The 2,131-nt window shown below is 54.4% G+C and carries 4 protein-coding genes; 3 read left to right on the top strand and 1 reads right to left on the bottom strand.

Annotated elements, in window-relative coordinates; genetic code table 11:
- On the top strand, positions 1–552 hold a 552-nt coding region (locus ACTG4M_RS17380), incomplete at its 5' end, for an amino acid--tRNA ligase-related protein (protein ID WP_439124930.1).
- A gap of 66 nt (positions 553–618) precedes the next feature.
- Here ACTG4M_RS17380 and ACTG4M_RS17385 read toward each other — a convergent pair.
- On the bottom strand, positions 619–1,335 hold the full coding sequence (locus ACTG4M_RS17385; RefSeq protein WP_439124931.1) for a response regulator: 717 nt from the start codon (positions 1,333–1,335) through the stop codon (positions 619–621).
- 126 nt (positions 1,336–1,461) lie between these two features.
- Here ACTG4M_RS17385 and mce point away from each other — a divergent pair, with 126 nt between their 5' ends.
- Complete coding sequence (gene mce, locus ACTG4M_RS17390; RefSeq protein WP_439124932.1) at positions 1,462–1,866, top strand: methylmalonyl-CoA epimerase; 405 nt, start codon at positions 1,462–1,464, stop codon at positions 1,864–1,866.
- A 35-nt stretch (positions 1,867–1,901) separates the two neighbouring features.
- A partial coding sequence (locus tag ACTG4M_RS17395) for a DUF1467 family protein (RefSeq protein ID WP_439124933.1) occupies positions 1,902–2,131 on the top strand: 230 nt, incomplete at its 3' end.

Here is a 2,131-nt window from a genome sequence, read left to right on the forward strand (position 1 = left end):
GCCGGCAAGGCGCGGGTGGTCATTGGTAACGAGCTAGGCCTGACCGATGAAGACCGGTTTGCTTTTGCCTGGATTGTCGATTTCCCGATGTACGAAGCGGACGAAGAAACTGGTAAAATCGACTTTAGCCACAACCCGTTCTCAATGCCACAGGGCGGGATGGATGCGCTGCAGGGCGATCCATTGGAAGTCTTGGGTTACCAGTATGACCTTGCTTGCAACGGTTACGAGCTGATTTCTGGTGCGATCCGGAACCACAAGCCTGAGATCATGTTCAAGGCGTTCGAACTTGCGGGCTATGGCGAAGACGAGGTGCGCAAGCGGTTTGGCGGAATGGTCAATGCGTTCCGGTTTGGTGCACCGCCGCACGGTGGGTGCGCCGCAGGTATCGACCGGATGGTGATGTTGCTGGCGGACACCGCGAATATTCGCGAGGTGATCATGTTCCCGATGAACCAGCGCGCCGAAGACCTGATGATGAACGCACCGTCGGTCCCGACCAGCGATCAGCTGATGGAGCTTGGTTTGCGGGTTCTGCCAAAAGAAGACTAAGCGTGCATTCTGGACTGGATCGGCATTGTCGGTCCGGCTATGAAAACTGTCATTCGCGGTTTGACGTTAGACTGCCACTGCGTCTTGCAACCGCGCTTGAACAATTCCTGCCAAACGCGAGACCGGCCCCAAAATTGGTGCCCCTTCTGACCGTGCAGATGCGAGGTCAAGTGCCGCGCCTTCAAGCATCTCGTCTTCTGCAGCCCGCGCAACACCGCGCAGGAAAAGCGTTACATAGTCGATCATCCTTTCATCTACATCACCCCTAAGAATTTCAGCCATATGCGCCATATCTTCGCGAAAAGTGACTGGGTCGGGGTGGATGGGTTCTGACAAAACAGGCCGTAGGCCGCTGGGTTGCAGGTCTCGTGGAAGATGTTGAAGGATGGCATTCTGGAAGACTCCAAGATTGCCAATAGGCTTCGCGAGAAATCCGTCTGCACCCGCAGCAAAGGCCACATCTTCGGCAAAGTCGTCACCGCTTGTTCCAAGGATCACAGCAACACGTGGAATGGCTGCGCCAAGTTCGGCGATCAAGTCGGTACCACTGCCATCGGGCAGGCCGATATCAACGATGACAACGGAAGGTCGATAAACCTTTAAATGCCGCCGAGCTGATTTGAGGCAGTCTGCGCGCCTAAGACGGGCACCGCTGTGAAGGCACATCAGTCTAAGTGCATCGCATACAAAAAGACTGTCCTCAACGGCCAGAACGGTCAGTCCTAGCAGTGGTCGCGTTACGGTCGGTCTGCGCGCATGGTTCAATACCTGATCGTCAATCATATCGCCCTCCATGAGTCGCTTCATATTGGCGCGGCTTTGGCTAACAAGGCGTTAATGCGATCATGCCTCTTGTCTGATTTTCTGGCACAGGGGATAAGCACGCCAAATTGTTGATGGAGAGACAAGATGATTGGACGCTTGAATCACGTAGCCATCGCCGTGCCTGATCTTGAGGCGGCGTCAGCGCAGTACAGCACGGCATTGGGTGCCAAGGTTGGCGCGCCGCAGGATGAGCCTGATCATGGTGTCACAGTGGTCTTCATTGAACTGCCGAATACCAAGATAGAATTGCTTTATCCGCTTGGTGAAGACAGTCCGATCAATGGATTTCTCGAAAAGAACCCATCTGGTGGCATCCACCATGTATGTTACGAAGTGGACGACATTCTTGCTGCGCGCGACCATCTCAAGGAGACAGGTGCCCGAGTCCTAGGCGATGGCACGCCGAAGATTGGCGCACATGGCAAGCCGGTGTTATTTTTGCATCCGAAAGACTTCAATGGATGCCTTGTCGAACTGGAACAAGTCTGACGCGGCCCAACGTAAGGGAGTAGAGGAGCACGCCCATGTCCATCACCTCTGCCATCGTTTTATTCGCCGTGATCTGGTTCATGGTGTTTCTGATTGTGATTCCGATCCGATTACAAACGCAGGGTGATGTTGGCCAAATTGTGCCGGGCACACATGCGGGATCGCCTGAGGTACATAACCTCAAGAAAAAGGCGTGGATCACGACCTTTGTCAGCATCGGACTTTGGATCGTTATCGCAGGCATCATCCTGTCGGGGTGGATCAC

This window comes from Marivita sp. (genome assembly GCF_965656765.1).
GTDB lineage: Bacteria > Pseudomonadota > Alphaproteobacteria > Rhodobacterales > Rhodobacteraceae > Marivita.